This is a genomic window from Vibrio sp. R12-SG2-ISO1 (assembly GCF_059834045.1).
Genome location: NZ_JCBDGO010000024.1, coordinates 23,954 through 49,160, shown reverse-complemented (window position 1 = coordinate 49,160; position 25,207 = coordinate 23,954). Strand labels below are relative to the sequence as shown.

The 25,207-nt window shown below is 51.7% G+C and carries 23 protein-coding genes; 11 read left to right on the top strand and 12 right to left on the bottom strand.

Features of this window, described 5'->3' with window-relative positions; translation table 11 throughout:
* Window positions 1–1,036, bottom strand: a 1,036-nt coding sequence (locus AC6R10_RS17005) for an Ig-like domain-containing protein (RefSeq protein ID WP_500673008.1), incomplete at its 3' end; no start/stop codon positions are given.
* Window positions 1,037–1,451: 415 nt separating this feature from the next.
* On the opposite strand from AC6R10_RS17005, the gene AC6R10_RS17000 reads away from it, so the two are divergent.
* The 3 genes from AC6R10_RS17000 (at window position 1,452) to AC6R10_RS16990 (ending at window position 3,832) form a co-directional block, all read left to right on the top strand.
* On the top strand, window positions 1,452–2,756 hold the full coding sequence (locus AC6R10_RS17000) for a TolC family outer membrane protein (RefSeq protein WP_500673007.1): 1,305 nt from the start codon (window positions 1,452–1,454) through the stop codon (window positions 2,754–2,756).
* A gap of 1 nt (window position 2,757) precedes the next feature.
* On the top strand, window positions 2,758–3,366 hold the full coding sequence (locus AC6R10_RS16995; protein WP_500673006.1) for an OmpA family protein: 609 nt from the start codon (window positions 2,758–2,760) through the stop codon (window positions 3,364–3,366).
* 112 nt (window positions 3,367–3,478) lie between these two features.
* Window positions 3,479–3,832 carry a DUF2750 domain-containing protein gene (locus AC6R10_RS16990; protein WP_334550457.1) on the top strand — a complete coding sequence of 118 codons (354 nt, stop codon included), beginning with the start codon at window positions 3,479–3,481 and terminating at the stop codon, window positions 3,830–3,832.
* Window positions 3,833–3,910: 78 nt separating this feature from the next.
* Here the strand turns inward: AC6R10_RS16990 and queC are convergent, their stop codons facing one another.
* Window positions 3,911–4,597 carry a 7-cyano-7-deazaguanine synthase QueC gene (queC, locus tag AC6R10_RS16985; RefSeq protein WP_334550458.1) on the bottom strand — a complete coding sequence of 229 codons (687 nt, stop codon included), beginning with the start codon at window positions 4,595–4,597 and terminating at the stop codon, window positions 3,911–3,913.
* Window positions 4,598–4,608: 11 nt separating this feature from the next.
* Window positions 4,609–5,259 (bottom strand): 7-carboxy-7-deazaguanine synthase QueE, encoded by a 651-nt coding sequence (queE, locus tag AC6R10_RS16980; protein ID WP_500673005.1) that lies wholly within the window; start codon window positions 5,257–5,259, stop codon window positions 4,609–4,611.
* A gap of 169 nt (window positions 5,260–5,428) precedes the next feature.
* Here queE and AC6R10_RS16975 point away from each other — a divergent pair, with 169 nt between their 5' ends.
* On the top strand, window positions 5,429–6,244 hold the full coding sequence (locus tag AC6R10_RS16975; RefSeq protein WP_500673004.1) for a Cof-type HAD-IIB family hydrolase: 816 nt from the start codon (window positions 5,429–5,431) through the stop codon (window positions 6,242–6,244).
* Window positions 6,245–6,314: 70 nt separating this feature from the next.
* Here AC6R10_RS16975 and AC6R10_RS16970 read toward each other — a convergent pair whose 3' ends face one another.
* The 7 genes from AC6R10_RS16970 to AC6R10_RS16940 all read right to left on the bottom strand — a co-directional run bounded on the left by AC6R10_RS16970 (window position 6,315) and on the right by AC6R10_RS16940 (window position 15,588).
* The gene (locus tag AC6R10_RS16970) at window positions 6,315–6,788 is read right to left on the bottom strand and encodes a GNAT family N-acetyltransferase (protein ID WP_500673003.1); all 474 of its coding nucleotides are present in this window, start codon (window positions 6,786–6,788) and stop codon (window positions 6,315–6,317) included.
* A 129-nt stretch (window positions 6,789–6,917) separates the two neighbouring features.
* Window positions 6,918–8,795 carry a propionyl-CoA synthetase gene (locus tag AC6R10_RS16965; RefSeq protein WP_500673002.1) on the bottom strand — a complete coding sequence of 626 codons (1,878 nt, stop codon included), beginning with the start codon at window positions 8,793–8,795 and terminating at the stop codon, window positions 6,918–6,920.
* A 40-nt stretch (window positions 8,796–8,835) separates the two neighbouring features.
* Window positions 8,836–10,020 carry a 2-methylaconitate cis-trans isomerase PrpF gene (gene prpF, locus AC6R10_RS16960; RefSeq protein ID WP_500673001.1) on the bottom strand — a complete coding sequence of 395 codons (1,185 nt, stop codon included), beginning with the start codon at window positions 10,018–10,020 and terminating at the stop codon, window positions 8,836–8,838.
* A gap of 10 nt (window positions 10,021–10,030) precedes the next feature.
* Complete coding sequence (acnD, locus tag AC6R10_RS16955; RefSeq protein WP_500673000.1) at window positions 10,031–12,622, bottom strand: Fe/S-dependent 2-methylisocitrate dehydratase AcnD; 2,592 nt, start codon at window positions 12,620–12,622, stop codon at window positions 10,031–10,033.
* A 23-nt stretch (window positions 12,623–12,645) separates the two neighbouring features.
* Window positions 12,646–13,794, bottom strand: a complete 1,149-nt coding sequence (prpC, locus tag AC6R10_RS16950) for a bifunctional 2-methylcitrate synthase/citrate synthase (protein ID WP_500672999.1) — start codon at window positions 13,792–13,794, stop codon at window positions 12,646–12,648.
* 181 nt (window positions 13,795–13,975) lie between these two features.
* Complete coding sequence (prpB, locus tag AC6R10_RS16945) at window positions 13,976–14,869, bottom strand: methylisocitrate lyase (RefSeq protein WP_500672998.1); 894 nt, start codon at window positions 14,867–14,869, stop codon at window positions 13,976–13,978.
* Between the two features lie 11 nt (window positions 14,870–14,880).
* The gene (locus AC6R10_RS16940) at window positions 14,881–15,588 is read right to left on the bottom strand and encodes a GntR family transcriptional regulator (protein ID WP_500672997.1); all 708 of its coding nucleotides are present in this window, start codon (window positions 15,586–15,588) and stop codon (window positions 14,881–14,883) included.
* A gap of 423 nt (window positions 15,589–16,011) precedes the next feature.
* On the opposite strand from AC6R10_RS16940, the gene AC6R10_RS16935 reads away from it, so the two are divergent.
* The 7 genes from AC6R10_RS16935 (at window position 16,012) to AC6R10_RS16905 (ending at window position 24,215) form a co-directional block, all read left to right on the top strand.
* Window positions 16,012–16,983: a tripartite tricarboxylate transporter substrate binding protein gene (locus tag AC6R10_RS16935; RefSeq protein WP_334550472.1), complete on the top strand. Its 972-nt coding sequence runs from the start codon at window positions 16,012–16,014 to the stop codon at window positions 16,981–16,983.
* 267 nt (window positions 16,984–17,250) lie between these two features.
* Window positions 17,251–17,769 carry a tripartite tricarboxylate transporter TctB family protein gene (locus AC6R10_RS16930; protein ID WP_500672996.1) on the top strand — a complete coding sequence of 173 codons (519 nt, stop codon included), beginning with the start codon at window positions 17,251–17,253 and terminating at the stop codon, window positions 17,767–17,769.
* A gap of 16 nt (window positions 17,770–17,785) precedes the next feature.
* Window positions 17,786–19,312, top strand: a complete 1,527-nt coding sequence (locus AC6R10_RS16925) for a tripartite tricarboxylate transporter permease (RefSeq protein WP_334550474.1) — start codon at window positions 17,786–17,788, stop codon at window positions 19,310–19,312.
* A 162-nt stretch (window positions 19,313–19,474) separates the two neighbouring features.
* Window positions 19,475–20,875, top strand: coding sequence for a TolC family protein (locus AC6R10_RS16920; RefSeq protein ID WP_500672995.1), 1,401 nt, complete (start codon window positions 19,475–19,477; stop codon window positions 20,873–20,875).
* A gap of 9 nt (window positions 20,876–20,884) precedes the next feature.
* A complete protein-coding gene (locus tag AC6R10_RS16915) occupies window positions 20,885–21,889 on the top strand; it encodes an HlyD family secretion protein (protein ID WP_500672994.1) in 1,005 nt (334 codons plus the stop codon).
* Window positions 21,886–23,085: an ABC transporter permease gene (locus AC6R10_RS16910; protein ID WP_500672993.1), complete on the top strand. Its 1,200-nt coding sequence runs from the start codon at window positions 21,886–21,888 to the stop codon at window positions 23,083–23,085. Before AC6R10_RS16915 ends, AC6R10_RS16910 begins: the two co-directional genes overlap by 4 nt.
* Window positions 23,082–24,215 (top strand): ABC transporter permease, encoded by a 1,134-nt coding sequence (locus AC6R10_RS16905; RefSeq protein WP_500672992.1) that lies wholly within the window; start codon window positions 23,082–23,084, stop codon window positions 24,213–24,215. Before AC6R10_RS16910 ends, AC6R10_RS16905 begins: the two co-directional genes overlap by 4 nt.
* A 26-nt stretch (window positions 24,216–24,241) precedes the next feature.
* On the opposite strand, the gene AC6R10_RS16900 is transcribed toward AC6R10_RS16905, so the two are convergent.
* Both AC6R10_RS16900 and AC6R10_RS16895 read right to left on the bottom strand, forming a co-directional pair.
* Entirely contained in the window at window positions 24,242–24,679 is a 438-nt protein-coding gene (locus AC6R10_RS16900) for a DUF3859 domain-containing protein (RefSeq protein WP_334550483.1), read from the bottom strand.
* Window positions 24,649–25,044 (bottom strand): ATP-binding protein, encoded by a 396-nt coding sequence (locus tag AC6R10_RS16895; RefSeq protein ID WP_500672991.1) that lies wholly within the window; start codon window positions 25,042–25,044, stop codon window positions 24,649–24,651. The genes AC6R10_RS16900 and AC6R10_RS16895 overlap by 31 nt, the downstream gene beginning before the upstream one ends.
* Window positions 25,045–25,207 lie beyond the last annotated feature (163 nt).

The window sequence follows — 25,207 nt, the reverse complement described above, 5'->3', positions numbered from 1 at the left end:
TGCCGGTAATCGTAATCGTCAGCGTAGTCGTATCCGTTGCACCTTGATCATCAGTTACAGTAATCGGAACTTCGATAGTCTCAACTTCGCCTTGGGCTAAACGGTCATAAGAACTGGCGTCGAAGGTATAACTACCATCAGGATTAAGCGTTAGCCCCTCGACTTCGGCCGTAGTTGTGAACACCAAAGATTCACCTTCTGGCAGATCAACGTCTGTCGCACTTAACGTTCCTGTAATGATTTGGTCTTCAAGTAGGCTGCGTGCTTCTGGTTCTGCCACCGGTGCGTCATTCACCGGAGTCACATCAATATTTACAACGAGTGTATCTGTACCGCCATTGCCATCATCAACAATAACAGTGAAGCTATCTGGGCCGTTGTAGTTTTCATTGGGCGTGTATGTCCAAGTGCCGTCTGGGTTGACGACAGCTGTACCATTAGTAGGCACAGTAGATTGAGAATAAGTTAGGGTATCTTGAGTATTCTGATCGGTAGCGGTTAGCGTGCCACTGATCGGTGTATCTTCGTCAGTAACAATCGTCGTACTTTCACCCAACGGGTCGTTGTTGATGTCAACGAAAATAGGAGAGAATTGAGGATTTAATAAAGCGAGACTCTGAGTAGTCGATAATCCAATTGACTCCAAACCTGATGTATCAAAGTTCGTACTCGCTAAGGCTTCTACCCCATCACGCTCAATCGTCCCCGTTGGGGTTAGCGATGAGCCGGAGGTTCCACCGGCGGCGGTGGCGAATTCATCGCCTAATTGGGTTGGGTCTACGCCTTCTTCTAACGCAGCGAAAATGGCATCGATTTCACCTGTGATGTCAGTGAGGTCACCACTGTCTTGAACCAGGTTTACGCTGACTTCTGGATTTGGTGCGGATTCAACGAGGCTGGCATCGCCGGAAATAACGACTTCGCCGGGAAGGAGTTGTTCTCCTTCGTTGACGACTCTAACATTGCCATTTTTATCAATAACAATGATTTGACCACCGGCTAGGTTACCGATCAATGCATGCGTGACAAAACTCATAACGCGCCTCTAATCCTTTCTAATGATCTCTGCTTTGTTGTGATGATGGTAAGCAAAGACTTATTAATCACAGCTATAAATTAACACTACGGGCCAATTCAACAAACCGATTTCTAACCCTGTCACTTTGCAACATTTTAGATACAAGCGGCAGGTCACAACTTTTATAAGTATGAACCAAGATCTCATTTTTATCGCACTTAAACTGAAACGTCGTATCGATAAATTAACAAAATTGACTAGGTCCAGGCTCCGAATTCTGTTGCAACTTTAAAGGTTATATAAATGTTAGCCTACGTTAGTCACAATCACCGTAAAGTGCTAGCTCATTGATGCCATAAATGGTTTAATCTCATTTATGAGACGTGGGTATTCGCTATCATGCCCGCTCGTTGTATCTCATGGAGAATGAAAGTTGAATTGGAACACGTTGAAAGTGGTGGGCTGCTTGGTAGCTCTTAGCTGTCCAGCTCAAAGTCAAACACTCGAACAAGCGGTCGCTTATACCTTAACGACCAATCCTGACATCAAAGCGTCGTTTAACGAATTCATGAGCAAAGTCTATGACGCCGAAGCCGCGTCTGGGGCCTATTTGCCGTCAATCGATCTCGATGCAGGTATTGGTTACGAAGCCGTTGATCTCGCAACTGGGGTTGAAAATGACCTCAACCGTAAAGAAGCGACTCTGTCTCTTACCCAGTTATTGTGGGATGGTTCATCAACCCTGAACGATATGGACCGCACGGCGGCAGACGCAGAGTCAGTGCGTTTTCAACTGTTAGCGGAAGCGCAAGACATGGCACTTGACGTTGCGGACATCTATTTAGATGCGGTCAAGGCGTTCGAAGTACTGCAACTTTCCGAGAGCAACCTCGCCATTCATAAAGAGATCTACCGTGATATTAAAAGGCGCGTCGAGTCCGGTATCGGTTCTACAGCCGATTTGACCCAAGTTGAAGCTCGTATAGCGAAAGCTCACGGAAACTTGCTGGCCGCTCAGAACAATTTATTCGATACCCACACTCAATTTCAGCGCGTGGTGGGCCAATCACCTCAAGGTTTGATTTTCCCTCGTGCCGATCAGACGGCTATTCCTTATACGTTAGACGAAGCGCTCAACAAAGCTTACGAGACTCATCCCGTCATCAAAGTCGCGCAAGCGGATGTCGATTCAGCACGCTTTCAATATGAGCAGACTAAAGGCGTCAACTTCCCTACGCTGTCCATTGAAGCCAATCAGACATGGCGCGACGACGCTGGCGGCTATGAAGGGTCAGCGGAGGAGTTCTCCGCCATGCTGCGTATGCGTTATAACCTATACAATGGCGGATCGGATGCTGATCGCACTGAAAGCGCAGCGTATCAGCTAAATAAAGCCAAAGATTTCCGTGACCGCACATTCCGCTCAGTTGAGGAGAGTTTACGTCTCTCATGGAGCGCGCTGGACCTTACCTTACAGCAGAAAGAGTTTCTGGCTGATCATGTTGACTCCGCCTCACAGACGGTTATTGCGTACAACAAACAATATCGACTGGGCAAACGTACGCTCCTCGACTTGCTCAACACGGAGAATGAGCTGTTTGAAGCCCGCAAAGACTATCTCGATGCGAAATACGATGAGCAGTACGCCAAATATCGAGTGATGAACGCCACTGGCAACTTGCTATCCGCCCTTAGAGTCAACACCCCAGAGCCTTGGAACCAAGCTGTAGAATACTAATATGAAAGTCTCAATTTTTGCCCTTATCCTATCGTGTGCCACTCTTTCAACGTCGGTATTATCTGACGATGAATTTGACTATATTCATACCCCAAAACCCATCCAAATCGCCGATCTCGAAGACGATGACAACGACGGCGTGGTCAACGCGCGCGATCTCTGCCCGGGTACGCCCGAAAAAGCGGACATCGATAATGATGGCTGTGGCACCTTTGTCAAAACCTCGCAGGCGTTAAGTTTGCATATTTTGTTCGATAACAACTCTACTGAAATCGCGACACCGTTTTACCCACAAATTGAATCGATGGCTGCGTTTCTTGACCAATACCCTGAAACCTCGATTGAGTTGCAGGGATTTGCCAGTAAAACTGGCAACTCTGAACACAACCTCGCGCTGTCGAAGCAGCGTGCAGAAGAGGTACGCCAGGCGCTGGTTGGCTATGGGGTAACACCGAGCCGAATTCGCGTTGTGGGTTTTGGTGACAACGTCTCTGACACGGGTGAAGACGAAGTCTCACATGCCATGAACAGAAAAGTCGTTGCCAGTGTGGTTGGGCATAAAGGTCACGTCAAAGAAGAGTGGACTATCTTTACCACGATTCCGAAATAACGCCTTGTGCGTCAGTTTTGCTGCAACTTGATGGCAGAAACCTCGCACAGGAGTTTCGCTTCTTGGTCCAGAGTGCTACCCTACAGCCGAACTACTTTAAGAGAGCTTTACAATGAGCAAATTAACATCAGATATCCAAGCTAACTTGGAACTATTCGTCGCAGAAACGCAACAGAGCAAACTGGTTTGGGGCATGCGTAACGAAGAAGGTTGGCTATCTTGCGACTCTTCAGAATTTGAGAACAGCGAAGTGATGCCGTTTTGGTCCTCAAAAGAGGATGCTCAAGCGCATAACGTTGAAGAGTGGGCAGACTTTGAAGTCCTAGAGATCCCTCTGGATATCTTTGTTGAAGATTGGCTATTGACGCTCGCAGAAGACGGCGTCCTCGTCGGCACCAACTGGAACGCACAATTGGAAGGCAAGGAAGTTGAGCCTTCTGATCTCGCTAAGCTTTACCTCGCGTAAGCGCTTTGCCATCAGGTGATCCTGTAAACACATTAACGCCCTGCACTTGCAGGGCGTTTTGTTTGCCACAAAAATCGGTTAACGCTGCTTCTCTACAAGCTCTGCCATAACCACCTCTTTGTTGTCGAGATAGGCGTCAAGGCCCGCTCTGCGCAAATCACACGAAGGACAGGTACCGCAACCATCCCCGATGATACCGTTGTAACACGTCAGGGTTTTCTCTTTAATCAGAGAGAGTGCTTGATATTGATCCGCCAGTGCCCACGTTTGCGCTTTATTGAGCCACATCAGTGGTGTCACAATCTCTAATGGTCGGTCCATCCCTTTCACCAAGGCGCTGTTCATTGCTTTAACAAACTCATCTCGGCAATCTGGATAACCTGAAAAGTCGGTTTCACAGACACCAGTGATGACCGCCTCTGCACCAATCTGATAGGCGTAAATGCCCGCAAGGGTGAGAAACAAGATATTGCGTCCAGGCACAAAGGAGTTCGGCAAACCGTTCTCTTGCAGTTCATGAGAAACAGGAATGTCATCGCGCGTAAGCGAGCTGATCGCTAGCTCATTGAGAAGACCCACGTCCATGACTTTGTGCGCTGCGACACCAAGCTCTTTCGCTAGGCTTTGTGCCACCTCAATTTCAAGTTTGTGGCGCTGGCCATAATCAAAGGTTATCGCGTGCACTTCATCGTACTCTTGCAGTGCTTGAACCAAACAGGTAGTGGAGTCTTGTCCACCACTAAATACGACGACCGCTTTCTTCATCTTCAATTCCTTTAAGCAATACTCAAATACTTGTGCGTCTGAATAGATAACCGCCAGTTGCGCGAGATGCAAGTATCAATACAGAGTTGTGTCGCACGCGGCTTTTGACTGATCGGTTGCAAAGCAATGGTGGTGCGACTCGGCACCTTCGCACGGCTTAGCAAAGCATCCAGCTGATCGATGTCTTTTTGTGTACCAACCGGATGCTTAATTTCGTTGGCGCGAAGTAGCGCGCTATCCAGCACCGGAAGTTTACCTTTCATGGCGATTTTTGGTGACACTGTCACCCATGTTGATTCTGTCGCAAGCACCTCATAAGTGCCGCTGGTCTCAATTTGGCACTGACAACCGATCGCTTCAAACGCTTGGGTCAAAGGCGTTAAGTCATAAAGACAAGGTTCGCCACCCGTGATCACAACATGTTTGGCTTGATAACCTTGAGCGACATATTGTTCAACGATGGCACTCGCGTCTGCGCGGCACCAAGTGGGTGAATCGCCTTGCTTGACCATGATCTGTTTAAACGAGGTTTCATCTTGTGGCGTCGCATCCCAGGTCTGTTTGGTGTCACACCAAGCGCATCCGACAGGACACTCTTGCAGTCGCACAAACACCGAAGGAACCCCTGTAAAGACCCCTTCACCCTGGATGGTTTCAAACATTTCATTCACTTTGTACAAAGTTAATCAGCCCAATTTGTCATCTAATCATTTTGCAAGGGCGAGACCTTAAAGGAGCTCGGCGTTTAGGTCAACTAAATCATAAATTGATCATTAAGCGATGAAGGATTATTCTGCGAGACTTTGTTGTTGCAAATTTAAGATGCCCGTTATGTACAAATTGATCGCACTGGATATGGATGGCACCCTGCTCACCAGTGATAAAACTATAAGCCCTCGCACCAAACAAGCCATTGCCAAGGCTCGTGAACAGGGCGTTAAGGTCGTGCTTGCCTCTGGCCGCCCAATTGATGGTATGCGTGGTGCGATTGAAGAACTTGGCCTCTATGCTGACGGCGAGTTTGTTGTCTACTTTAACGGCTCTATGGTGAAAGAGCTCGGCAGTGATACGGTCATTCACCAAGCGATCATTGATGGGGCGAGTGCAAAACGTGTTGCTGCGCTGGCAAAGCAGCTTGACCTATATTGTCACGCATTCAGCAGTGAGCTGGGCCTTATCACGCCAGAGATGAATGAGTTCACTGGTATTGAATCCACCATCAACAAAATTCCCGTCACCTTGATGGATTTTGACGAGTTGCATGACGACCATGAAATCATCAAAGCGATGATCGTGGGTGCGCCAGAGAAGCTCACCCAAGCTATCGGTGATATTCCCGCTGATTTTCACGGCGACTTCACCGTAGTGCAAAGTGCCCCCTTCTTCCTGGAATTTTTGAGCCAGCAGAGCAACAAAGGCGTCGGCGTGGGCGCGATTGCCCAGCACCTTGGTATTGAGGCAGACGCCGTGATCTGTATGGGCGATGCGGAGAATGATCACCACATGCTCGAATACGCTGGATTAGGCGTAGCGATGGAAAACGCGATGGAAGGCACCAAAGCCATCGCCAATCACATCACCGCGAGTAATAACGACGATGGCGTTGCCTTAGTGATTGAGCAGTTTGTGCTCAACGCCGATAAGTAAGCGGTAATCGCAATTCAATCAATGAGGCCGTGTGACGGCCTCATTGATTATTGTCATATGGCTACCACGGTTATTTCAGCTTCTTCTTCAACCAATGGATATGAGGCTCAAACCCCAATCGGTCATAGAGAGCTAAGGCACTTTGGTTGAACTGCCACACTTCAACAAACATCTCTTCGACACCGTATTGCTCAAATCGATGCGCCATCTCATCACACAACTGTTGCGCCACACCTTGTTGGCGATAGGTGGGCAACACGTACAGCTCATCGAGCGATCCCATTTGCAGCGGTTGGCTAACGGTAGAAATCAGCTCACAAAAGTGACCAGACACAAAGCCGACAATCTGTTGGCTTGACGCATCCAATGCCACCAAAACCAAGCATTCAGGGTTATCGAGATAACGCGCAATACTCTTCTCTTGCTCTATCTCTTCGGCAGGTTTGAAATAGTCCGGCGACTGTTGGTGATGCTCATCATGGAGCTGAAACATCAATTCGTTGAGGGTATCAAGGTCTTGTGCGATGGCGCTGCGAATCTTCATGCTGAGGCGGTTTTACGGTAAAGCGTTAGTTTGGGTCTCAAACTGTGCGATTGCAAGCGTTGCAAAGGGTTATTGACAATAACCTGCGCGCCGCCCCAATTACGAGAGAATGGCGCACAGAATAACGGGTTAAGAGTTCAGCGCTTTCATGATTTCATCTAGGCTGGTTGGGTCATCGATGGTCGATGGGACTGTATACTTTTCACCATCGGCGATTTGACGAATAGTGCGGCGCAAAATTTTACCAGAGCGCGTCTTGGGCAGGCGCTCCACGACCAGCGCGTGTTTAAAGCACGCCACCGCGCCAATCTCATCACGCACTTTGCCAATCAGTTCACCTTCGAGCTCTAGTGAATCAATCTTCACGCCATCTTTTAGCACCACAAAACCGAGGGGCAGTTGCCCTTTCAAATCATCATGAATTCCGACCACCGCGCACTCTGCAATCGCGGGATGCGCACCGACAATCTCCTCCATCTCTCCCGTGGAAAGGCGATGACCCGCCACGTTAATCACATCATCAATCCGCCCCATGATGAACAAGTAGCCCTCCTCATCAAGATAACCGCCGTCCCCTGAAACGTAGTAGCCTGGAAATTGACTCAAATAGCCGGACTCAAATCGGTCATGATTGCGCCACACCGTCGGTAGACAGCTTGGCGGCAGAGGCCGTTTAAGGGCCACAAAGCCTTGCTGACCAGGCGCTGCGATCTCCCCTAGCTCATCCAAGATGTCGACTTGATAGCCCGGGATGGGCTTGGTTGCCGAACCGGCTTTAACGGGCATCGCTTCAATCCCTATCGGATTACCTGCAATCGCCCAGCCCGTTTCGGTTTGCCACCAGTGATCGATCACAGCCTTGCCCGTTTGCTGTTCAACCCACTCTAGTGTGGGCGGGTCAAGCCGCTCGCCGGCCATAAAAATCGTCTGCAGTTTGGACAAATCGTACTGGCGTACCCACTCCCCTTGCGGATCCTCTTTCTTGATAGCGCGAAATGCCGTCGGCGCAGAAAAAAGCACATCCACTTGATACTCTTCACACACGCGCCAGAAAGCACCGGGATCGGGCGTTCTTACCGGCTTGCCCTCAAATAAAATGGTGGTGCAACCATGAATCAGCGGCGCATAGACAATATAAGAGTGACCGACCACCCAGCCAACATCCGATGCCGCCCAGTACACGCCTTCTTGCGGTACGTTGTAGATGGCGCTCATTGAATACTTCATCGCTACCGCGTGGCCGCCATTATCGCGCACCACCCCTTTGGGTTTGCCTGTCGTACCAGATGTGTACAAGATATAGAGTGGATCGGTTGCCAATACAGGCACACAGGCATGAGGCAGCGCCGCTTCAAACGCTTGGTGCCAATCGACATCTCGCTCATGTGTGAGCGACGCTTGACACTGTTCGCGCTGCAACACAAACACCGCTTCCGGTTTCCAGCGGCTATCCATGATCGCCTTATCGACCATCGGTTTGTACTCAATCACTTTATTGATTTCGATACCGCAGGAAGCCGTCATGACCACCTTCGGCTCGGCATCTTCGATGCGCACCGCGAGCTCGTTAGGAGCAAACCCGCCAAACACCACCGAGTGAATCGCACCCAGCCGAGCACACGCCAGCATCGTCATGGCGGCCTCTGGGATCATCGGCATGTAGATAACAACGCGATCGCCTTTGGTGACGCCTTGCGCGCTGATCATTCCTGCAATTTTAGCCACTTGATCACGCATGCCTTGATAGGTGTAGCGCTTTTTGGTTCCTGTCACAGGGGAGTCATAAATCAGCGCCGTTTTCGCGCCGCGTCCCTGCTCACAATGGTAATCGAGCGCGAGCCAGCAGGTATTCATCACACCGTCAGAAAACCAGCGTTCAATCCCGTTGTCATCCTCCGCTAATACCGTGGTTGGTTTTTCAAACCAATCAATCGCTTCGGCTTGTGCTTGCCAGAACTGCTCTGGCGATTCTTTTGCCCATTGATACTGCTTTTGATACTCAGACATGCTGCTTCCTCCAGACTGTCTTTAGCTATTGGCACTCTGGTTATTGAACAGAGTGAAAGACATCGGAGGGAACACGCACAACGCCCTCCATCAAAATTCTTGCGCTGCGGCCCATACTGACTTGCCGAGCGCACCATTGCCCACCTTGCGCATCGACTTTTGCGCCGACGGTTAAGGTGCCAGACGGATGACCAAAGGTGACTTGGTCACGCTCGCCGCCGCCCGCCGCTTGATTGACCAGCGTGCCCGGTACGCACGCCGCCGCAGCGATAGCCACCGCTGCGGTGCCCATCATGGCGTGGTGCAACTGTCCCATCGACATCGCCCTGACCAAAAGATCAACATCGCCCGCCTCGACCACACTTGCGCTTGACGCCTGATAAGTATTAGGCGGTGCCACAAACGCCAGCTTCGGCGTATGCTGGCGAGTCGCGGCCTCTGAGAGGTCCTCTATCAGACCCATCCTAAGCGCGCCGTGAGCGCGTATGGTCTCAAGCTTATCCAACAGTTCAGGATCGCCGTTAATCGCCGGCTGAAGTTCGCTGCCGGTTAAGCCCAATTCGTGCGCATTGAGAAACACGGTCGGAATCCCCGCACTAATAAAGGTCGCCGTGAGTGCCCCCACTCCGGGCACATCAAACACTTCCGCGACTTGCCCTGTTGGAAACAGCGAACTGTCACTGCCCGAGGGGTCGACAAAATCGACGCGGATTTCTGCGGCAGGAAACGTGACCCCATCGAGCATAAAACTGCCCATTTCTTGCACTTGTCCTTCAACGATCGGCACATGCACTACAATGGTTTTTTTGATATTGGCTTGCCACACCCGCACCTTGGCAACGCCATTGTGGGGAAGGCGCTCAGCAGGCAGATAACCCGCGTGAATGGCAAAAGGGCCGACCGCAGCAGAGAGGTTGCCGCAGTTTCCGCTCCAGTCGACAAACGCTTGCCCTATCGCCACCTGACCAAACAGATAGTCCACGTCGTGATCGTCACGCGTGCTCGGGCTCACTATCACGGTTTTGGAGGTACTGGATGTTGCTCCGCCCATACCATCAATCTGTTTCCCATAAGGATCAGGGCTGCCAATCACGCGCATCAATAGCGCATCACGCGCAGGACCGGGGGTTTGTGCCCGAGTAGGCAAATCTTCCAACCTGAAAAAGACCCCTTTACTGGTGCCGCCGCGCATGTAGGTCGCGGGAACGCGAATCACATCGTTCATTGTCAGCCTCCTACTGCGCTAAAAAGTCTTGAGCAAAGCGCTGCAAAACACCGCCCGCTTGATAAACAGAGACTTCATCGGCGGTATCTAAACGGCACATCACCGCGACATCAAGCGTTTCACCGTTGGCACGGGTAATGATCAGCGCCAAGTCGGCACCAGGCGCAATGTCACCCACTACGTCGTAGGTCTCTGAGCCATCTATCTCTAGCGTATGGCGCGTGACGCCCGTTTTAAATTCCAGCGGCAATACCCCCATCCCAACAAGGTTGGTGCGATGGATACGCTCAAAACCTTCCGCAACAATGGCTTCAACCCCGGCTAATCGAACGCCTTTTGCCGCCCAATCTCGAGAAGAGCCTTGGCCGTAATCGGCGCCTGCAATAATGATGAGGGGCTGTTTGCGCGCCATGTAGGTTTCGATCGCTTCCCACATTCGCACCACTTTACCTTCGGGTTCAATGCGTGCCAGTGAGCCTTGCACCACATCGCCGCCCTGTTTCACCATCTCGTTGAACAATTTGGGGTTCGCGAATGTGGCCCGTTGCGCCGTCAGGTGGTCGCCGCGGTGCGTGGCGTAGGAGTTAAAATCCTCTTCTGGTACGCCCATACTGGCTAAATACTCGCCCGCTGCGCTACTGGCCAAAATCGCATTGGAGGGCGATAAGTGATCGGTGGTAATGTTGTCACCCAATACCGCCAGAGGACGCATCCCTTTCAAGGTACGCTCACCCGCCAACGCCCCTTCCCAATAGGGTGGACGGCGAATATAGGTGCTCATCGGGCGCCAATCATAGAGTGGGTTGGATGCCTGTTGTTCCTCATCCAGTTTGAACATTTGAATGTAAATCTGCTTAAACTGCTCAGGTTTCACGTGCTGAGCCACCACTTGATCGATCTCTTCATCACTTGGCCAGAGATCTTTCAGATAGATAGGTTCACCGTTGGCATTGTGGCCGAGCACATCGCGCTCAATATCAAAGCGGATTGAACCCGCAAGCGCGTAGGCTACCACCAACGGAGGAGACGCAAGAAACGCTTGTTTGGCATACGGGTGGATACGACCGTCAAAGTTGCGATTGCCTGACAGCACCGCGGTCGCATACAGATCGCGTTCGATGATCTCTTGCTCAATAGTGGGATCGAGCGCGCCGCTCATTCCGTTACAGGTGGTACACGCGTAAGCGACAATGCCAAAGCCAAGCTGCTCCAGCTCTGACAATAGTCCCGCTTCTTGCAAATAGAGCTTGGCGACTTTCGAGCCGGGCGCAAATGAGGACTTCACCCAAGGTTTGCGCACCAGCCCTAGCTGATTGGCTTTTTTCGCCAACAACCCCGCCGCTACGACGTTTCTCGGGTTGCTAGTGTTGGTACAAGAGGTGATCGCTGCAATAATCACGGCGCCATCGGGCAACCCTTGCTCGCCGGTGTCTGTACCGCGGGGTTGCGCGATACCGCGATTGGCCAGCTCACTCGTTGGTAAACGGCGATGAGGATTAGACGGGCCTGCGAGGTTTCGTGTGACACTCGAGAGATCAAATTCCAACACACGCTCATACTGCGCCTCGCTGAGCGCATCCGCCCAAAGTCCGGTTTGCTTAGCGTAGGCTTCCACTAAAGCCACTTGCTTGTCATCGCGGCCGGTCAGTTTTAGATACTGAATGGTCTGCTCATCGATGTAGAACATCCCTGCCGTCGCCCCATATTCCGGCGTCATGTTGGAAATGGTGGCGCGATCGCCAATCGTCAAATCGCGCGCCCCTTCACCAAAGAACTCCAAATAGGCCGAGACGACACGCTGCTCGCGTAAAAACTCGGTGATCGCCAGTACGATATCTGTCGCGGTGATGCCACTTTGGCGTTTCCCGCTTAGCTTGACACCGACAATGTTGGGCAAACGCATCATCGACGGCCGTCCTAGCATGACGGTTTCCGCCTCTAGGCCGCCGACACCAATGGCAATCACGCCAAGTGCATCAACGTGCGGCGTGTGACTGTCGGTCCCGACACAAGTATCGGGATAGGCAATGCCTTGCTTGACTTGAACCACTGGCGACATTTTTTCCAAATTGATCTGGTGCATAATGCCGTTGCCCGCTGGGATCACGCTGACGTTTTCAAACGCGGTTTTACACCAATCAATGAAGTGGAAGCGATCTTCATTGCGCCTCTCTTCAATGGCGCGGTTTTTCTCAAACGCCTGTGGATCAAAGCCCGCGTGTTCCACCGCTAATGAGTGGTCGACAATCAGCTGCGTTTCGACCACTGGGTTCACTTTCGCAGGATCGCCACCTTGCAGAGCAATCGCATCACGCAGCCCTGCCAAATCCACCAAGGCGGTTTGTCCTAGAATATCGTGACACACGACGCGCGCCGGATACCAAGGAAAGTCCAAGTCACGCTTGCGCACAATCAATTGCAGCAGCGCTGCATCAAGACTCTCTGGCTCACAGCGGCGCACCAACTGCTCCGCCAGAACCCGTGACGTGTAAGGCAGCCCATCGTAAGCACCGGGCGACAGTGCATTCACCGCCGCGCGAGCATCGAAATAATCGACATCGAATCCGGGCAGTGACTTTCTGTATTTTGAATCGCTATTCATGTTTACATCCACTCTCTTAGGCATTAACGCTGCTCAATCGGAACCCACTGCTGATGCTCGGGACCTGTGTAGTCGGCGCTTGGGCGAATAATGCGATTGTTGGAGCGCTGCTCAAACACGTGCGCTGCCCAACCTGTGAGACGGCTCATCACAAAAATGGGAGTAAACAGTTTGGTGGGAATATCCATAAAGTGATACGCCGATGCGTGGAAGAAATCTGCGTTACAGAACAGCCCTTTTTCTCGCTTCATGACCGCTTCAACCCGTTCGGAAACCGCATAGAGATGGGTATCCCCCACCGCTTGAGAGAGCGCTTTTGACCAGCGCTTGATCAACGCATTGCGCGGGTCGCTTTCACGATAAATGGCGTGGCCAAAACCCATGATTTTGTCTTTGTTCGCCAACATGGTGAGGATGTTGGCTTCCGCTTCATCGGGTGTCATCCAGCCTTCAATCATCTCCATTGCGGCTTCATTAGCGCCGCCGTGCAGCGGTCCGCGTAGTGTACCGATCGCCGCTGTGATGCATGAGTGGATATCAGATAAGGTCGAGGCGCACACTCGGGCCGTAAAGGTAGAGGCATTAAACTCATGCTCTGCATACAAAATGAGCGAGCAGTGCATCACCTGCTTGTGAAGTTCACTCGGCGCTTTATCGGTGAGCAGTTTGAGGAAGTAGCCCCCAATGCAGGCTTCGCTTTGGTCTTGGGTATCAATTCTCACGCCATCATGGCTAAAGCGATACCAATAGCAGATAATGGCGGGAAAGAGCGCCAGCATTCGCTCGGTCGCATCGAGCTGCTGATCAAAACTCATCTCTTGCTCAAGATTTCCCAACATTGAGCAACCGGTGCGCATCACATCCATCGGATGGGCGCTGGCAGGAATCAGCTCTAACGCCGCCTTAAGCTCATTCGGAAGGCCGCGTAGGCCAATCAAACGCGTCTTGTAATTGTCTAGCTCTTGTTGATTGGGTAAATGGCCTCTTAGCAGCAAAAACGCCACCTCTTCAAATTGGGCGTTATTGGCCAAATCGGTGATGTCGTAACCACGGTAGGTTAGCCCTGTTCCTGTTTTACCAACGGTGCACAGTGCGGTGCTGCCGGCACTCTGACCACGCAATCCTGCGCCGCCAATCGGTTTTTTGCTCAGATCATTCTCAGTGTGAGACATGGTAGAACTCCTTTTCTTGCGAGCTTTGCCCAATACCCCTCGCCCTTAAGCGACTGTTGCTTCAGGCGCTTAAGGCAAGAGGTTTGGATCTCTTTAGCCCGCTGATTTCACGTTATTGTTTGCATTACTATTGTTATTCGTTACTCAAAAACTACTGTTATTCGTCACTCAAGATCTGTTGTTATTGGTCACTAAATAGTCTGTCGAGCTTGTCCTCGTAATCGTGATAATTGAGGTGTGCGTAGAGCTCTTTGCGAGTCTGCATCTCGCCAAGTAGCGCTTCTTGACTGCCCACTTCAAGCAGATGGCGATAGACCATTTCCGCCGCTTTGTTCATCGCGCGAAACGCACTCAGTGGATAGAGCACCATGTCGACATTCGATTGGCCGAGCTCTTCACAGCTGTAGAGCGGCGTTTGACCAAATTCGGTGATATTCGCCAGAATCGGCACTTTTTTCCCCGTCGCGCTTTCAAGCGCAGCGGAAAACTGTCGGTACTGCGCCAACTCTGTCATCGCTTCGGGGAAGATCATGTCCGCACCCGCTTCCACACACGCAATCGCCCGCTCAATCGCACGGTCAATGCCTTCGACGGCCAACGCATCGGTGCGTGCCATGATGACAAATTGATCGTCATTGCGCGCATCCACCGCCGCTTTGACTCGGTCGACCATCTCTTCTTGGCTAACGATCGCCTTGTTGGGTCTATGACCACAGCGTTTTTGCGCCACTTGATCTTCCATGTGCACCGCTGCCGCGCCGGCCTTCTCCATCGCTTTGATGGTGCGGCCAATATTAAATGCGCCGCCAAATCCGGTATCGATATCAACCAACAGCGGCAGGTCGCATGCATTAGTGATGCGATCAACATCCACCAACACATCATTCAATGTCGTGATGCCAAGGTCTGGTAACCCATATGAGGCGTTAGCAATGCCCCCACCAGATAGATAGATCGCTTGATGACCTAAGTTCTTCGCCATCATGGCGCAATAAGGGTTGATGGTTCCGACAATCTGGAGCGGATGATTTTGCTGTAGGGCGAGCCGAAACTTGGCTCCGGGCGTGAGACTCATAGTCACTTCCTCTAGTCCGTGAGTATTTGTTGTTCAATCAAAAGGCGACTGCCTGAAATGTGGCGACGCATCAGCATTTCCGCTAACTCTTCGTCACGGTTGGCAATCGCTTGGAGGATATGTCGATGCTCCGCCAGCGCTTCTTTTGGTCGCGATTGCGCGCGCGGAGACTGGTAGCGATACATGCGCAATAAGTGGTACAGCTCATTGCACAGCAAATTGATAAGGTGTCGATTGCGGCTCGCTTTAATGATGCGGTAGTGGAAATCAAAATCGCCGTGTTGGTGGAAGTAGGACGCGCCTTCCACTTCTTCAATATGATGAGAGTGAGCATTCAGCAGTTGCTCAAGACCGGCAATGTCTTGTGGTGTCATGTGGCGCGCGGCTAATCTGGCCGCCATTCCTTCGAGCGCCTCGCGTACTGCGTACAATTCAATCAGCTTTTCCGGTGAGAAGGTGATCACGCGCGCGCCGACGTGCGGGATACGCTCTATCAATCCCAACCCTTCAAGACGCATAATCGCCTCACGCAAAGGCCCGCGGCTGACGTTAAATCGTTTCGCCAGTTCTGGCTCCGATATTTTGCTGCCCGGGGCAATCGCACCACTGACAATGTCCTCGACAAGGCTCTCGGTGAGTGTCAGGGATTTGGTATTTTCAGTAGCTGGCTTCGTTTTGCTTGGGCTGTTGGCGAGTTCAAACTCTCTAGCGATGTTCATCGGTCTCTCAATCATTTCTGGGTGACGCCCTCCGCAGAGTGTTGGAGGTGTTCGTTGATGTTTTCACCATAACGCTCAAATTGTCGACAATCAATCACATTGTCGACAATTTAGACTAAGGTATAAGTAAAAGCCCATTTTTACTGCCACAAAATCACTCAGTGTCGACAATGTTGAATAATAAACACCCCCATCGACATCCGTGAACTTTATGAACTTAATTCGCTTTATGCCCAATATTATTTTTATACGCGCAACGCAGACAGATTTGTAACATCTCATTAACCTTAAGGCATCCAACAAGCAGGTACTGGTATCGCCTAGCAAGACCAGGCTCGATAACAGCGCTCGCTTTGGTGAGATAACCCATAACCATAACGAGACTTCCAAAGAGAAGTTCTGCCTATATAAGGAACGTGAATCATGTTTAAGGTACTCAAACCCACTCTTGCAGCGTCGATCATCGCTGCGTCTTTCTCATTCAGTGCATGGGCGGCGGATGTGGAAAAAATCCACTTTCTGATCCCAGGTGGCGCCGGTGGCGGCTGGGATATGACGGCGCGTGGCACTGGTGACGTGTTGGTCAAATCTGAGATTGTCGACAACGTCTCGTTCCAAAACCTCTCTGGTGGCGGCGGCGGTAAAGCCATTGCGCATTTGATTGAAACCGCTGAGCGTCAAGAAGACACTCTGATGGTCAATTCCACCCCTATCGTGGTGCGCTCTCTGACCGGTATTTTCCCGCAATCATTCCGTGATCTCACGCCCGTCGCGGCGACCATTGCCGATTACGGCGCCATCGTGACATCGGTCGATTCGGGCTACAACACTTGGGAAGATGTGGTTAAAGAGTTTGAGTCTAACCCACGTAAAGTCAAAATCGCTGGCGGCTCTGCACGCGGCAGCATGGACCACTTAGTGGTCGCAGCCGCCTTTAAAGGTGAAGGGTTTGACGCAAAAACCGTTCGCTACATCGCTTATGATGCAGGCGGCAAAGCCATGGCCGCGCTGCTTTCTGGTGAAACACAGCTCTTATCTACCGGCCTTGGCGAAGTGCTGGAGATGTCGAAATCTGGCCAAGTTAAAATCCTCGCGGTGACAGCGCCTAAACGTTTAGACGCAGCGCCGGATATTCCGACGCTCACTGAATATGGCAACGAAACAGTCTTTGCCAACTGGCGTGGCTTCTTCGCAGCCCCTGGCGCAAGCCAAGCGAAGATTGATGAATGGAATGCCGCCCTCAGCAAAATGTATCAAACCGATGAGTGGAAAGTCGTGCGTGACCGTAATGGTTGGATCGACAACTACAAAGCGGACAAAGAGTTCTACGCTTTCCTTGAAGACCAAGAGAAGCAGATGGGCGATTTGATGCGTGAGCTTGGCTTCCTCAAGTAATACGCCGCCATGTTTGGGTCGGTAGCGGGTCTACCACCTTTATTTTCGCCGTACTTGAGAACCTTAGACAATCTCCGCTGTTTGTGTTGAACAGTTGGCCTTTCACTCCAAATTCCACTTAGAGAGAAAGGCCATTGTTAGTGAATATGTTGCTCATTAACCCTCTAGTACGGCTTTTTTCTACTTCATCCAACGCACATCGTATCCAGCCTCTACTCAGTATGGCTCGATTGATGCAGCGTTTCGATGACTCAAATGGAGTTGGCTATGTCGGACTTACCAACGAACTCTTTCAACCAAGGCAGTTTCTTTAGCAAAGAGAACCTGCTATGTCGTGATCGTGTTGGTGCGATGATATTTCTGATTATCTGCCTATGCTACGGCTACCAAACCACCCAGATCCCGATGTTTCCGGGTGATGAATACGAACCCTTTACCGCGCGTACCCTACCCACACTGCTGACGTTTGCCGGTATTGGCTTGGCACTCTTGCTGCTAGTGATGGGCAAAAAAGACAGCCAAAGTGGCGCTGTACTGGATTTCAACTGGAAGTTACTGATTGGCTTTTTAGCCCTGATGGCGCTTTACGGCGTCGGCCTGACCTACCTTGGTTTTGTCTTGGCGACGGGCTTTTTCTTACTCGCCGGCTTTTACCTGCTTGGCGAAAGACGCAAAGCGGTCTTGTTTGGCGCGTCATTCCCGTTTGTGATTGCGTTTTATCTTCTTCTTACCCAAGGGCTGGATATCTATCTCGAGCCGGGCGTTATCTTCACTATGTGGTCGTAATCAGTAAGGAAATCCCATGTTAGACGGAATTTTACAAGGTCTTTCGACCGCAGTGATGCCGATGAACCTAATGATGGTCATCGTCGGCTGTTTTGTCGGTACGTTTATCGGTATGCTTCCTGGCCTTGGCCCGATTTCAGCCATCGCCCTCATGATCCCCATCACCTACGGACTCGATCCCTCATCAGGACTGATCTTGATGGCGGGCGTCTACTACGGCGCGGTGTTTGGCGGCTCCACCTCCTCGATTTTGATTAACGCACCGGGCTGCTCATCCACCGTCGTGACGGCGTTTGATGGCTATCCTATGGCACAAAAAGGTCAAGCAGGAAAAGCCCTAGCGCTTGCGGCCTACTCGTCATTTACGGGCGGTACGCTCTCGGCCATTATGCTGTTGGTTGCCGCGCCTGCGCTCGCGAGCGTCTCGCTGAGTTTCCAATCCTCCGACTATTTTGCCTTGATGCTGCTTGGCCTCTCCGCCGTTGCGGCGTTTGCTGGCAAAGGGCAAGTGATCAAAGCGTGGATGATGACGGTCCTCGGTTTGATGCTCTCTACCGTCGGAATTGATAAAGGCGTCGGCGTTGAACGCTTCACCTTTGGCCTAACTGATTTAATGGATGGCTTTAGCTTCCTTCTGCTTGCCATGGCCACTTTTGCACTCGGTGAAACTTTAATGGGTATTCTAAAACCGGAGCAAGATACCCGCGACGAAGAGCAGAGTAAGATGAGCGACATCGGCAGCATGAAAGTAACCAAGGAAGAGATCAAAGAAGTGGCGCCAGTCTCGATTCGCTCTTCCATTTTGGGCTTTTTCACCGGTGTATTGCCGGGTGCAGGGGCAACCATTGCCGCGTTCCTTAGCTATGGCATGGAGCGAAACTTAGCACCAAAAGAGAAGCGTGAAGAGTTCGGTAAAGGCAGCATTCGTGGTCTGGTGGCGCCGGAGTCGGCCAACAACGCCGCATCCAGTGGTTCGTTTGTGCCGTTGTTAACGCTGGGTATTCCGGGTTCGGGCACCACCGCCATCATGCTTGGTGCGCTGATCGCCTATGGTATTCAACCGGGGCCACGTTTGTTTGTCGAGCATCCAGATGTGTTTTGGTCGGTGATTATCTCAATGTACTTTGGCAACATCGTGTTAGTGATCTTGAACTTACCGCTTATCCCTTACATTTCACGCCTGCTGGCGGTGCCGCGCACCGTGCTGCTACCGATGATCTTATTCTTCTCGATAACCGGTGTGTATTTGGTCTCGTTTAACACCATGGACGTGTTCATCATGTTGCTGATTGCCGTTGGTGCCATCGCATTGCGTTTAGCCAACTTCCCACTCGCGCCGCTACTGCTTGGCTTTATCCTTGGTGGCTTAATGGAAGAGAATTTACGCCGCGCTTTGATGATTAGCGATGGTGAGCTGAGCTTCCTTTGGGAACGCCCTATCACCTTCACCTTTACCGTGCTCGCCGCGCTCGTGCTACTCAGCCCACTACTGGTCAAACTGGTACAAGCCTTGAAAGGTTCGCCAAAACAGATTGAGCAGTAGTCATTCGAATGTTGTGTTATCCCGAGGGCGTTATCGCCCTCGTTTTCTTTCCTTACGCATTAATTTCCTTACGCATCAAACCTCATAGATGGATTGCTTGAACAAAAATTAGAGTATAGACTCTAATTTATCACTATCATTTAAGCGAGGACCGCACACGTCATGCCTATTCGCCCTTTAGCTTTGATGCTCGCCTGTTGCGGCGCAGTGTCTAGCGTGGCGCACGCTGCCCCGATCAGTTTTGAACAAGCGTGGACGCTGCTCCAACAAGAGAACCACTCACTCGCGGCCTCGCGCGCGAATGTTGACCGCTATCAAGCGCTGCACTTAGCGACCGATAGCCTAAATTTGCCGTCTGTCACTCTAGGCGCCAACTACACACGCCTCGATACCGACGTGACCCTGTCTGGTGAGCAGCTCTTTGACAGCACAGGGGCAACGATGCCCAACCTTGGCCCCACCTTAGGTGGATTGGTCTCACAGCTCGGCAGCGTGACCTCTACCATCACCGAGCGCGACATATTCTCCTCCTCCATTCGCGCTGTTTGGCCAATCTTTACTGGCGGTCGCATCGATGCCGCGCAAAGCGCCGCGCAAGGGAAAAGCGAACAGGCAAAGAGTGAGCTAGCAATGGAAACCCAAGCGCGCTTTGAAGATCTCAGTAAATACTATTTTTCCGTTTTATTGACACAAGACGTACTGCACACCCGACAACTGGTCGAAGCTGGGTTAACCAAACACAGAGACAACGCACTCAAGCTTGAACAGCAAGGGCAAATCGCCCGCGTCGAAAGACTGCAAGCGGAATCCGCCCTGGACAAAGCCGTGATTGAGCGCAAGAAGGCGCAAAAGGATCTCGATATCTCCCAAGCGGCGCTGACGAAAATTCTCAACCAAACCGACGGTGTCGAGCCCTCGGACCACTTGTTTATAAATCCAAACCTGCCGCCACTGGATCTGTTTATCGACCGCACGTTAGCCACCTACCCAGGCCTCGCTCTGCTTGACGCCAAAGAGAAGCAAGCCAACAGCCTGATCAAAGCGGAAAAAGGCCGCTACTACCCAGAAGTGTACCTTTACGGCGACTACAGCTTGTATGAGGATGATTCCCTCGCAAGTCAGTTGAAACCCGAGTGGCTCGTGGGTGTTGGGGTCAATGTGCCACTGATTGACACCTCCGGCCGCTCAGAGCAGGTCAAAGCGGCGCACAGTGCGGTGTCTCAGGTTAAATATCTCAAAGCGCAGGCGAAACAAGATCTCTCCGTTCTGGTCCAGAAAACCTATCTGGAAGCGCAGCAAGCGCGAGAAGAGGTCCAGGGGCTCGATTCCAGCTTGTCACTGGCGCAGGAGAATCTCAAACTGCGCGAAAAAGCCTTTTCGCAAGGGCTTTCGACGTCAACGGATGTCGTCGATGCCCAGCTCTATGTTGCCAGTGTTGAAACACAAAAAGCAGCCGCCAGTTTTCAATACCTTGTGTCACTGTCCAAGTTGTTGGCTCTGTCGAGTGAAATGGACAGTTTTAAACAGTATCAATATAACGCCATCCCGTTGTCGAATCGTTAAGGATCAAAGATGAACCAAGCCAAACCTTACCTGCTTACCGCAGCTGCAATCGCTCTGACATCTTGGGTCGGCTACAGCGTTTACGACGCCTATCAGCCTCAGCCAGTTCGCTTGCAAGGCCAGATTGAAGCGCAGCAATACAGCATTTCGTCAAAAGTACCAGGGCGTATCGATCAAGTGCTGGTGCGCAAAGGTGACAATGTCACTAAAGGGCAGCTCATTTTCACCCTGCACAGCCCTGAAATCGCGGCAAAATTAGAGCAAGCTAAGGCCGGAGAAAAAGCCGCCGATGCACTGGCTCAAGAAGCGGAAAAAGGCGCGCGTGCACAACAAATCCAAGCCGCAAAAGATCAATGGCTCAAAGCGCAAGCCGCCGCCGATCTGATGGAAAAAACCTATCTTCGAGTCAATAACCTATTTAATGATGGCGTGGTGGCAGAGCAGAAACGCGACGAAGCCAAAACCCAATGGGACGCGGCAAAATACACGGAAAGTGCCGCTTACCAGATGTATCAAATGGCGCAAGAAGGTGCGCGTAGCGAGACCAAAGTCGCCGCCGCAGAGAAAGCGCGCATGGCCGCCGGTGCGGTTGCCGAAGTAGAAGCCTACGCGCAAGATACCCAAATTCACAGTTGGTTTGACGGCGAGGTTTCGCAGGTGCTGCTGCAAAGCGGCGAGTTAGCGCCGCAAGGCTTTCCCGTTGTCACTGTGCTTGATACCGAAGATATGTGGGCCGTGTTTAACGTTCGTGAAGATTACCTGCGCCACTTTGGCAAAGGCACACAATTTGACGCTTACGTTCCTGCGTTGGATAAAGAGATAACCTTCACCGTGAGCCATGTCGCCGTCATGGGTGATTTTGCCACTTGGCGCTCAACCGATGCCAGCCAAGGGTTTGATTTACGTACTTTTGAAGTCGAAGCCAGACCAAGCGAGCCCGTACAAGGCTTGAGGATGGGTATGAGTCTCGCTGTGGAAATTACCCCTTCAGCTGTCTCGCAAGGCGCGCAATGATGATACGCCAAGCCATAGCGCAGCAGTGGGCCACCATGACGCGTGATCGGTGGCTCCTCGCTAGCTTGACCTGGATTCCCCTCGCACTCGCTTGGTGTATCTGGTCGATATTTTCCCAAGGTATCGCGCGCGATCTGCCTATTGGTGTGGTCAATCTAGACAAGAGTGCGCTCTCTTACACACTCGAACGCGACTATGACGCCACCTCAACCATGCAAGTGACGCGTCATTTTCAAAGCCCCAGTGAGGCGAAAGCAGCACTGGTACAGGGGGAGATCTACGCCTACGCAATGATCCCGAGCCGTTTCGAACAAGACGCGATGAAACAGCTCGCCCCGCAAGTCAGTGTGTTTTACAACAGCCAAGCGATCTTGATTGGCAAACTGATGAACGCCGCGTTTGTCCAAGCGCATGGGACATTCAATGCGCAGTTAGCCACATTCGCGGGTCTCACCGATGGCAATACAACCCTACTCTCTGCGATGGGCAACGCCGTGCCCGTCTCGACTCAGGTCACCCCGCTGTTCAATAAGAATTCCAATTACGCCCAGTTTTTAGTCAGCGCCATCATCCCTGCGCTGTGGCAAATCGTCATTGTCGTCAGCACGCTGTTAGTGCTGGCCGCCAATCAACGCGATCATGGTCTGGTACGTTGGTTAGCGCCTTCGCCGGGCGTGGCGCTGTGTCGCACTTTACTGCCCTACTTTCCGTTATTTTGGCTGCAAGGCGTGGCGTTTTTAGTCTGGTTTTATTCGGGCTTACAGTGGCCAATGCAAGGCGACCTTAGGGTGTTGTTCGCCGCGCAAGTGCCGACCATACTCGCGTGTATGACCATGGGCAGTGTGTTCTTCTTTTTGACCTTAGATCCCGCGAGAGCGATGAGCTTTGCCGGCGCGTTTACTGCGCCAAGTTTTGCCTTTATGGGTATCACTTTCCCGGTCTCTGACATGTCGCCGCTCGCCCAAGCTTGGCGCTCACTCTTGCCCATCAGTCACTACATTGAAGCGCAGGTGAGCCAAGTCAGCTATGGCGCATCGGCGCTCACCACATTGATGCATCTGACGCCACTGCTTGGCTACCTACTGCCAGCGCTGCTGTGTCTTCTTCTCGCTCGCAAGCACCTCAACAGTGCTATTAACGCTGCAGATGACACCAACAGACACGCGCGCGCCGAACTTAAGGAGCACCAGTCATGACGTTTACCGCACTGCTGAAAGCGGAGCTAAAGGCGCTGCTGCATAATCCTGTGGTACTTCTCACCGTGTTTGGTGGCGTCGTGTTTTACTCGTTTCTCTACCCGATGCCCTACTCTTACCAAACCCCACGCGAGCAAATCATCAGCGTGGTGAACTTGGACAAAAGCCAAACCAGCTATCAGCTAGAGCGCATGGTAGATGCGACACCCCAAGTGCACATCTTACGGCGTGACTCAAGCATAGAAGCGGCCAAAGCAGCCTTTTTAAGTGGCGATATTAGCGGCATTTTGGTGATCCCAGAGCATTTCTATAAAGATCTGATGTTAGGTAAAAGCCCGACCTTGGCTTACGCGGGGGATGCCTCGTACTTTTTGGTCTACGGCACCATTGTCGAAGGCTTAGCGCAAGCGGGTGGCACACTAGCGGCGCAAACCACAGTGGCGAAATTGCTCGTTGATGGTGAGCCACTGAGCGCAGCGGCCAATCACTTTGCGCCAACTAAGCTCAACCTCAAACCCACTTTTAACCCGCAAATGGGCTATGTCGATTACGTGGTGCCTGCGGTGTTTGTGCTGATTTTGCAGCAAACGCTGGCGATGGCGGCCGGGTTGATGCAAGGCACACAGAAACATGGTCGTGGCTATTGGTCTAACGTCAGCCCTCTCGCCTTGATGGGGGGGCGAATGGTACTGCTGACGAGTATTTACTTGGTACTAAGCGGTTATTACTTCGGGCCGAGTTTTCGCTTGCACGGCGTCGCGCAGTTAGCAAACCTTGCCGATCTTGTCACTCTATTGCTGCCTTTCTTGTTGGCATCCTGCGCGATAGGCATCTGGCTAGGTACGGTAGTACCAAGACGAGAGTTGGTGACATTAGTGGTACTAATCAGCTCAATGCCGCTGATTTTTAGTGCGGGGTTTATCTGGCCGCTCGAAGCGATTCCCGATGGCATCGTTTGGTTATCGCAGCTTTTTCCTAGTACGCCCGCCATCCAAGCATTCTTGCGTTTAAACCAGATGGGCGGAGAATGGCATCAAGTCGCGGAGCAATACGCACTGCTGTGGGTGCAAGCACTGGGTTGGAGCCTCATGGCTTGGCGTGCATTGCGTGAACATCGCCGTGATATCTAACCCGCGATAACGTTTGAGCGCCGCGTTTAAAAACCTCGGCGGCGCCAAAACTCGTTTTCATCCCGGCCATACACATCGAAGGTCTTTTGCGCAATCACGCGTCCGTCCATCTCGATGCTCATGTGCCAACGCCCCAAATTCGACTCCAAACCGCCGTCTGGATGAAGCAGTTGAATCGTATCGCCCAAGTAGAAATCCCAATCGTTGCTGCCCACGTGCAACTCGCCGGTGAAAGGCGCTAGCGTCTGGCCTTTTTTGCCTAAGATACCGGGATGATCGATACAAAACTCAATCAACGCACCTTTGGCTTTTTTGATGTTGACGATAAAGCCAAACTCAACGTCCTCGTCAGCCGGAACCTTAGTGGTAAACGCTTGTATTTTAGGAAGATGTTTTGATTTGGAGTCCCATTGGTCGTAAATACCGTAAGAGGTCATTTCAACAACGGGCGATCGCTTTGCCATGTCTGCCACCGTTTTTTCATTTGTTCGATTGTACTGCGCTCAACGCCGTGGATATTTTGAAATTGCCCAGAGCACTCCATCACCACAAACTCAGCGCCAAATTGCTTGGCGAGGCGGTAGTACGGCGCGATTTCCCAGCGCTGGACAAAAGTATTGGAGACAACCACGTCCTGCTTGTTGGTCAGCGCACGTTTGACCTCAGCTCGGCACCACTCGTGCGCATCGGAAATTTTCGCTTTGTCATAGCGGTAAACGCCATCGTCAGCGATAAAATACATATCCGCTTCAAGGTGCACCGCTGGCAGTGTTTTCGCTAGAGTGCTTTTGCCAGAACCTGGCAGACCACGAATTAAGGTCAATTTCACCGCTCTATTACTCCCTTGCGGCCGATGTCCGCTGATTTGTCTGTGGCTGCACCGACATAGTCTCACCAAGTTCGAGGCGCAGATAGTAAACCAATTTGGCCTAAAAATGCTATCGACATCTCATACTGATTCGGGTAAGTTTAGATGTATAGACGTCCATAAT

What these genes read in the sequence shown, in the direction of transcription:
- AC6R10_RS16995 (WP_500673006.1), top strand. Translation starts at nt 2,758, where the DNA reads ATGAAAGTCTCAATTTTTGCCCTTATCCTATCGTGTGCCACTCTTTCA.
- AC6R10_RS16990 (WP_334550457.1), top strand. Translation starts at nt 3,479, where the DNA reads ATGAGCAAATTAACATCAGATATCCAAGCTAACTTGGAACTATTCGTC.
- queC (WP_334550458.1), bottom strand. Translation starts at nt 4,597, where the DNA reads ATGAAGAAAGCGGTCGTCGTATTTAGTGGTGGACAAGACTCCACTACC.
- queE (WP_500673005.1), bottom strand. Translation starts at nt 5,259, where the DNA reads ATGTTTGAAACCATCCAGGGTGAAGGGGTCTTTACAGGGGTTCCTTCG.
- AC6R10_RS16975 (WP_500673004.1), top strand. Translation starts at nt 5,429, where the DNA reads ATGTACAAATTGATCGCACTGGATATGGATGGCACCCTGCTCACCAGT.
- AC6R10_RS16970 (WP_500673003.1), bottom strand. Translation starts at nt 6,788, where the DNA reads ATGAAGATTCGCAGCGCCATCGCACAAGACCTTGATACCCTCAACGAA.
- AC6R10_RS16965 (WP_500673002.1), bottom strand. Translation starts at nt 8,795, where the DNA reads ATGTCTGAGTATCAAAAGCAGTATCAATGGGCAAAAGAATCGCCAGAG.
- prpF (WP_500673001.1), bottom strand. Translation starts at nt 10,020, where the DNA reads ATGAACGATGTGATTCGCGTTCCCGCGACCTACATGCGCGGCGGCACC.
- acnD (WP_500673000.1), bottom strand. Translation starts at nt 12,622, where the DNA reads ATGAATAGCGATTCAAAATACAGAAAGTCACTGCCCGGATTCGATGTC.
- prpC (WP_500672999.1), bottom strand. Translation starts at nt 13,794, where the DNA reads ATGTCTCACACTGAGAATGATCTGAGCAAAAAACCGATTGGCGGCGCA.
- prpB (WP_500672998.1), bottom strand. Translation starts at nt 14,869, where the DNA reads ATGAGTCTCACGCCCGGAGCCAAGTTTCGGCTCGCCCTACAGCAAAAT.
- AC6R10_RS16940 (WP_500672997.1), bottom strand. Translation starts at nt 15,588, where the DNA reads ATGAACATCGCTAGAGAGTTTGAACTCGCCAACAGCCCAAGCAAAACG.
- AC6R10_RS16935 (WP_334550472.1), top strand. Translation starts at nt 16,012, where the DNA reads ATGTTTAAGGTACTCAAACCCACTCTTGCAGCGTCGATCATCGCTGCG.
- AC6R10_RS16930 (WP_500672996.1), top strand. Translation starts at nt 17,251, where the DNA reads ATGTCGGACTTACCAACGAACTCTTTCAACCAAGGCAGTTTCTTTAGC.
- AC6R10_RS16925 (WP_334550474.1), top strand. Translation starts at nt 17,786, where the DNA reads ATGTTAGACGGAATTTTACAAGGTCTTTCGACCGCAGTGATGCCGATG.
- AC6R10_RS16920 (WP_500672995.1), top strand. Translation starts at nt 19,475, where the DNA reads ATGCCTATTCGCCCTTTAGCTTTGATGCTCGCCTGTTGCGGCGCAGTG.
- AC6R10_RS16915 (WP_500672994.1), top strand. Translation starts at nt 20,885, where the DNA reads ATGAACCAAGCCAAACCTTACCTGCTTACCGCAGCTGCAATCGCTCTG.
- AC6R10_RS16910 (WP_500672993.1), top strand. Translation starts at nt 21,886, where the DNA reads ATGATGATACGCCAAGCCATAGCGCAGCAGTGGGCCACCATGACGCGT.
- AC6R10_RS16905 (WP_500672992.1), top strand. Translation starts at nt 23,082, where the DNA reads ATGACGTTTACCGCACTGCTGAAAGCGGAGCTAAAGGCGCTGCTGCAT.
- AC6R10_RS16900 (WP_334550483.1), bottom strand. Translation starts at nt 24,679, where the DNA reads ATGGCAAAGCGATCGCCCGTTGTTGAAATGACCTCTTACGGTATTTAC.